General features: G+C 68.8%; 7 protein-coding genes and 1 pseudogene. 7 read left to right on the forward strand and 1 reads right to left on the reverse strand.

The genetic code is table 11. From position 1 onward, the window contains the following. The 3 genes from AX721_RS28425 to AX721_RS18425 all read left to right on the forward strand — a co-directional run. Positions 1–119 (forward strand): hypothetical protein (locus AX721_RS28425; RefSeq protein ID WP_231754740.1); only part of this gene is annotated, 119 nt, incomplete at its 5' end. Next, positions 120–488: a hypothetical protein gene (locus tag AX721_RS18420; RefSeq protein WP_068877441.1), complete on the forward strand. Its 369-nt coding sequence runs from the start codon at positions 120–122 to the stop codon at positions 486–488. A gap of 64 nt (positions 489–552) precedes the next feature. Next, entirely contained in the window at positions 553–1,776 is a 1,224-nt protein-coding gene (locus AX721_RS18425) for an argininosuccinate synthase (RefSeq protein WP_068877442.1), read from the forward strand. Here AX721_RS18425 and AX721_RS18430 read toward each other — a convergent pair. Continuing rightward, the gene (locus AX721_RS18430) at positions 1,773–1,979 is read right to left on the reverse strand and encodes a KTSC domain-containing protein (RefSeq protein WP_068877443.1); all 207 of its coding nucleotides are present in this window, start codon (positions 1,977–1,979) and stop codon (positions 1,773–1,775) included. The two genes, AX721_RS18425 and AX721_RS18430, sit on opposite strands and share 4 nt — an antisense overlap. Before the next feature lie 128 nt (positions 1,980–2,107). Between AX721_RS18430 and AX721_RS18435 the strand changes: the two genes are divergently transcribed. From AX721_RS18435 to AX721_RS28060, 4 genes and pseudogenes are all read left to right on the forward strand, one after another. Beyond that, positions 2,108–2,509, forward strand: a complete 402-nt coding sequence (locus tag AX721_RS18435; protein ID WP_068877444.1) for an MAPEG family protein — start codon at positions 2,108–2,110, stop codon at positions 2,507–2,509. Between the two features lie 86 nt (positions 2,510–2,595). Beyond that, positions 2,596–3,180: a hypothetical protein gene (locus AX721_RS18440; protein ID WP_068877445.1), complete on the forward strand. Its 585-nt coding sequence runs from the start codon at positions 2,596–2,598 to the stop codon at positions 3,178–3,180. Between the two features lie 192 nt (positions 3,181–3,372). Next, positions 3,373–5,421 (forward strand): caspase family protein, encoded by a 2,049-nt coding sequence (locus AX721_RS18445; protein ID WP_082765329.1) that lies wholly within the window; start codon positions 3,373–3,375, stop codon positions 5,419–5,421. 18 nt (positions 5,422–5,439) lie between these two features. Beyond that, positions 5,440–5,925: pseudogene (locus AX721_RS28060) on the forward strand (hypothetical protein); the annotation flags it as partial.

The following is a 5,925-nucleotide window of genomic DNA, read 5'->3' on the forward strand; positions in this document are numbered from 1 at the left end:
TGCCGCTCTGGCAGGACAAGCTGTTCATCTTCCTGATGAAGAACGCCGCCAACCCGACGGACTTCTACAAGATCCCGCCGGGCCGCGTGGTCGAAATGGGGACCCAGGTCACCGTCTAGATGATCACCGCCCTGCACTTCATCGCCGACGGCCTGTGGATCGTCGCCATGGCCCTGATCGCCTCCACCAGCCGCGGCGCGCTGAAGCGCGTGCCGGCCGGCGCGAGGATGCCGATGCAGTGGGGCAAGGACGGCCGGCCCACCTGGCGGCTGGCCCGCAACGTGGCCCTCGGCGTGATGTTCGGCACGCCCCTGGTGCTCGGCCTGGCGCTGTCGGCCATGTCGCGGCTGGCGGTGCACGACCTGCAGTCGGCCGTGATCCTCTTCCTCTCGCGGGCCCTGCTGGCGGGGCTGTTCGCCGTCGTGTGCCTGACATGGCTGCGAGGCAGTCTGCGCACGCTGGAGGACGAGGGCGTGGTTTCGCCTTGAACCCTCGGGCCGCCTGCCCTTAAAGGCGCGACGTCTCCGCTTCTCTCCGAAGGCTTCCAACTCCATGGCCGACATCAAGAAGGTCGTCCTCGCCTATTCCGGCGGGCTCGACAGCTCCACCATCGTCAAGTGGCTGCAGACCGAGCTGGGCGCCGAGGTGGCGACCTTCACGGCCGACCTGGGCCAGGGCGAGGAGGTGGAGCCGGCGCGTCACAAGGCCATCACCCTGGGCGTGAAGCCGGAGTACGCCTTCGTCGAGGACGTGCGGGAGGAGTTCGTCCGCGACTACGTCTTCCCCATGTTCCGCGCGAACACGGTCTATGAAGGCCAGTACCTCCTGGGCACCTCGATCGCGCGGCCGCTGATCGCCAAGAAGCAGATCGAGATCGCCCGGAAGATCGGCGCCGACGCCGTGGCTCACGGCGCGACCGGCAAGGGCAACGACCAGGTCCGCTTCGAGATCGCCTACTACGCCCTGGAGCCCGACATCCACGTGGTGGCGCCCTGGCGCGAGTGGGACTTCAAGAGCCGCGAGGCCCTGCTGGACTTCGCCGAGAAGCACCAGATCCCGATCACCAAGGACAAGCGCGGCGAGGCGCCGTTCAGCGTCGACGCCAACCTGCTGCACTCCTCGTCCGAGGGGAAGGTGCTGGAGGATCCGGCGGTCGAGGCGCCCGAGTTCGTCCACCAGCGCACGATCAGCCCCGAGGACGCGCCGGACAAGCCGACCGTCTTCACCATGGATTTCGAGAACGGCGACCCCGTGGCCATCGACGGCGAGAAGCTGTCGCCGGCCGCCCTGCTGACCCGGCTGAACCAGCTGGGCCACGACAACGGCGTGGGCCGCCTCGACCTGGTGGAGAACCGCTACGTCGGCATGAAGTCGCGCGGCGTCTACGAGACCCCCGGCGGCACGATCCTGCTGCACGCCCACCGCGGCATGGAGTCCATCACCCTCGACCGCGGCGCCATGCACCTGAAGGACGAGCTGATGCCGAAGTACGCATCGCTCATCTACAACGGCTTCTGGTTCGCCCCCGAGCGGGAGATGCTGCAGGCGGCCATCGACCTTTCCCAAAAGAACGTCACCGGCCAGGTCCGGGTGAAGCTCTACAAGGGCGGCGTGACCGTGATCGGCCGCACCAGCCCCTACTCGCTGTACGACCAGGAGCTGGTCACGTTCGAAGAAGGCAAGATCGCCTACGATCACCGGGACGCGGCGGGCTTCATCAAACTCAACGCCCTGCGCCTGCGGGTGGCGGCCAAGCGCGACAAGCGGGGCGGCTAACCCTCCAGCCGGTTGTACGGATACTGGTCGCGGATCTCGGCCTGGAAGAAGCGGCCCTTCGAGTCCGCGTCCAGGAACGAGCGATGCACCTCGCCCGGCACGCCAACATAGATGTAGCGCTCGCCGCTGGTGAAGCGGACGAGCAGCTTCTCGTGGTCCTGGTCGTAGTCGATGGCCTGGATGGCCGTGGATTCGACGTCCATCGGCGGTCTCCCAAGGGCTGTACGCCCCTAGAACGCACGGCGCGATCCAATCGGTTCCCCCCGAACGCATAAGGCGCCACTGTCGCGCCAACGGCGGCGCTTGTTCGCCTCAGGGTTCGGGAGGCCTCATGCAAAGCCACGCCTACGTCGCCATCGTCAGCCTTCTGGCGTTGCTGGTCTACTTCTGGATGGGACTCCAGGTGGGCAAGGCCCGCGGCAAGTGCGGGATCCAGGCGCCGACGATGACGGGCGACCCGGTGCTGGAGCGCACCATCCGCGCGCACTACAACACCCTCGAGTGGCTGCCGCTGTTCCTCGTGCCGCTCTGGCTGTTCGCGATCTACTGGAGCGACCTCTGGGCGGCGCTGATCGGCCTGGTCTGGATCGTGGGCCGGATCGTCTATCAGATCGGCTATGTGGCCGACCCCAAGAAGCGCGAGGCCGGCTTCCTGATCCAGGCCCTGGCGGTGGCCGTATTGCTCTTCGGGGCCCTCGGCCGCCTCGTCTATGTGCTGGCTGTGACGGGCTGATTGATACGCCGCAACCACAATTGCGGCGAAGTGTTGTGAAACATAAGTCTTCCCGATTGGGGGACGTTTGAGTTCGAGATCCGACAATGTCTAGGAAATCAGCCGCTTTCGCCATCGCCCTGGCCTTATCGGCCGGGCTCGCGGCCTGCGCGACGCCGACGCCGTACCAGCCCAACATCAAGGGACAGTCCACCGCCGGGGGCTATTCCGAGATCCGGCTGGAGCCCAACCGCTATCGCGTGAACTTCATGGGCAACTCTCTGACCAGCCGCGAGACGGTGGAGGGCTATCTGCTCTTCCGCGCCGCCGAGCTGACGGTCGAGAGCGGTTACGACTGGTTCGCCATCGTCGACCGGGACACCGACAAGAAAACCCGGACCTACGTCGAGCCCGACCCCTTCTACCGGCCCTGGTACGGATCCTACGGCTTCTGGCGGCCGTCGTGGCGCTACTATGGCGCGGGCTATGGCTGGCGCGGCTGGGACCCGTTCTGGGGTGATCCCTTCTGGGCCGATCGCGTCGATGTCCGCACCGTGGAGCGGTTCGAGGCCTCGGCCGAGATCGTCATGCAGAAGGGGCCCAAGCCCGCCGACGACGTCAGGGCCTTCGACGCCCGTGCCGTCATCGAGAACCTGAAACCGCGGGTGCAGTACCCCGAACCCCGGCGCTGAAACCGACGCCTTCCCCCCGCCGCCGGGCGACGGAGGGAGGGCGCGACGTCGACCTGCCCACGCGGTGCCTCCAAGCCCGCCCGTCCAACGAATAATAGGAATACCCCGCGATTCCGCCGGCTTGCCGTTTGCAAGCGGCGCGGTTTCGGATTTTCGGGTATCTTGTTAAGGTTGGGGTGGAGGGTGGAAGTGATGCGTAGGGCGTTGTCGTCGCCCCCGGCCGGTCATGGGCCGAAGCGCCGCTGGAAAGCGATCTTCGCGGCGGTCGTGATCAACGTCGTGGCCGCCAACGGCGCCTGGGCGGCGCAACGCGTGGCGCTGATCGTCGGCGTCTCCAAATACGACAAGGTCCCGAGCCTAGCGAACCCCGCCAAGGACGCCCGGCTGGTGCAGACCACCCTGCAGAAGCTGGGCTTCCAGGTGAAGGTGCTGACGGACCCCAACCGCAACCAGCTGATCGAGGGCCTGGGCCAGTTCGAGGAGGACGCCAAGGGGTCGGAAGCGGCGGTGATCTACTACGCCGGCCACGGGGCGATGATCGACGGCGTCAACTACCTGCTGCCCAAGGACGCGCTGAGCACCAACAAGTCCGCCCTGACCGGCACCTCGGTCGAGTCCGCCCGCCTGGGCCAAGCCATGATGGGCGCCAAGGCCGTGCGCCTGATCATCCTGGACGCCTGCCGCAACAACCCCACCGCCACCCGCAGCATCGGCGGCAACAGCCGGGGCCTCGCCCGCGAGACCGGCCCCACCAGCGTCGCCGTCGTCACCCTGATGGCCGCCGGCCCCGGCCAGGTGGCCCAGGACGGCGCCGGCGGGGCGGCCAACAGCCCCTTCGCCATCGCCCTGACCCAGGGCCTCACCCGGCCCGGCATCACCGTGGGCGAGCTGCCCAGCTATGTCCAGGCCGAGGTCGAGCGGATGACCGAGGGCGAGCAGACGCCCGACCTACAGGGCATCTGGCCCAACGTGCACTGGAGCTTCGACCCCAACGGTCCGGCCAGGTCCGCGGCGGCCTCCGCCGCCGATCTCACCAAGATAAAGTGGGAGAAGGACCAGGTCTTCTGGAACACGGTCAAGGACTCGGACGATCCGGCCGACTTCAAGGCCTATATGGAGGCGCAGGATCGCGGCGAGATCACCGGCTCCTTCCGTAAGCTGGCCGCCAACCGCATCCGGGCGCTCGAGAAGCTGCCCGCCGGCTCGTTCCAGGTGGCGTCGCGCTCGGCCCAGCCGGGACAGGACCTGGTGATCAGCGCCCGCGAGGCCTTCGCCCGCGGGGACTACGCCGCCGCCGCCCGCGACTGGAACGCGGCCGCCAAGGCCGGCAACGGCGCGGCCATGTACAACCTCGGCGTCATGTCTCTGACGGGCAAGGGCGCGCCCAAGGACGCCGCCGCCGCGGCGCGCTGGTTCAAGGCCTCGGCCGACGCCGGCCACTCCGGCGGGATGGTCAACTGGGCCCTGTGCCGCCTGAACGGCTTCGGCACAGCCAAGGACGAACGCGACGGGTTCGGCTGGCTGCAGAAGGCGTCGGATAAGGGTTCGGCCACCGCCATGGGCATGCTGGCGGAAGCCTACTTGCGCGGCCGCGGGGTGGCCCCGGATCCGCGTCAGGCCGCGTCCTGGCTGCAAAAGGCGGTGGACGCCGGCGACGGCCCCTCGATCGCCCAGCTCGGCGACCTGTATGAGCGCGGCCAGGGCGTCCCACGCGATCCGCGCCGGGCGTTCACCCTCTACGAGCGGGCGGCCGTGGCCGGGGACACCGACGCCATGGTGCGCCTCGGCTACGCCTACGAGGACGGCGAGGCGGTCCGCAAGGACGAAGTGCAGGCCGCCACCTGGTACCAACGCGCCGCGGAGGCCGGCAACAGCGAGGGCATGTCCAGCTTGGCCGTCATGCTCGAAACCGGTAGCGGGTTACCTCAGGACTATGCGCGCGCCGCAGAATACTATCGGTTGGCCGCAAACGCCGGTGACGCGCGCGGCTATCTCGGCCTAGGCAGCATGACCGCGCGCGGCGCGGGCGTGCGGGCCAATCCGGCCGAGGCGGTGCGGCTATTCCAGGCCGCGGCCGACCGGGGCAGCGCGCTCGCCATGCGCAACCTCGGGATCATGTACGAGACCGGCCAGGGCGTGCGCGCCGACCGGAAGAAGGCGATCGAGTACTACCGCAAGGCTCTCGCGGCCGGCGACCAGGACGCGCGTGGCGAACTGGAGCGGCTGGGAGTCAGCAGCTAGGGACGACGGGGGACGACGATGGAAACGCTTCGCAACGCACGCCGCCTGCGGATGGCGGTCAGCGCGGTGGCGCTGCTCAGCCTGACGGTGCAGCCGGTCATGGCCCAGGGCAAGGGCGGCAAGGACGCAGTCCTCAACGCCTGCGCGGCGGAGCGCGCGCCGCTGCAGAAGCTCGACAAGGAGTACGACGACCTCAAGAAGTCGAAGATGAGCGCCGCCATCGGCGAGGGGCTGAAGACCGGCGCCATGGTGCTCGCCAAGGGCGTGACCAGCGGCGGGTTCGGGCGCGGCGGCGGCGGCTTCGGCGGCGGCCTGGGCGGCATGGGCAGCCTGATGGGCGCCGTGGGCGGCATGGCCATGCAGAGCGCCGCCCAGCAGCAGGCCGGCGGCGGCCAGGCCGCCTCCACCGGGGCGTCGCTGATGTTCGGCCAGGACATGCTGACGGGGGCGATGGGCCTGAACGTGCCGGGCGTGAGCGGCTACGGCGGCTTCGGACTGCGGGTC

Source organism: Phenylobacterium sp. CCH9-H3 (assembly GCF_001557235.1).
Lineage (GTDB): Bacteria > Pseudomonadota > Alphaproteobacteria > Caulobacterales > Caulobacteraceae > Phenylobacterium.

Bases quoted from the DNA above. Each gene is read 5' to 3' on its own strand.
- AX721_RS18420 (WP_068877441.1), top strand. From the start codon at position 120: ATGATCACCGCCCTGCACTTCATCGCCGACGGCCTGTGGATCGTCGCC.
- AX721_RS18425 (WP_068877442.1), top strand. From the start codon at position 553: ATGGCCGACATCAAGAAGGTCGTCCTCGCCTATTCCGGCGGGCTCGAC.
- AX721_RS18430 (WP_068877443.1), bottom strand. From the start codon at position 1,979: ATGGACGTCGAATCCACGGCCATCCAGGCCATCGACTACGACCAGGAC.
- AX721_RS18435 (WP_068877444.1), top strand. From the start codon at position 2,108: ATGCAAAGCCACGCCTACGTCGCCATCGTCAGCCTTCTGGCGTTGCTG.
- AX721_RS18440 (WP_068877445.1), top strand. From the start codon at position 2,596: ATGTCTAGGAAATCAGCCGCTTTCGCCATCGCCCTGGCCTTATCGGCC.
- AX721_RS18445 (WP_082765329.1), top strand. From the start codon at position 3,373: ATGCGTAGGGCGTTGTCGTCGCCCCCGGCCGGTCATGGGCCGAAGCGC.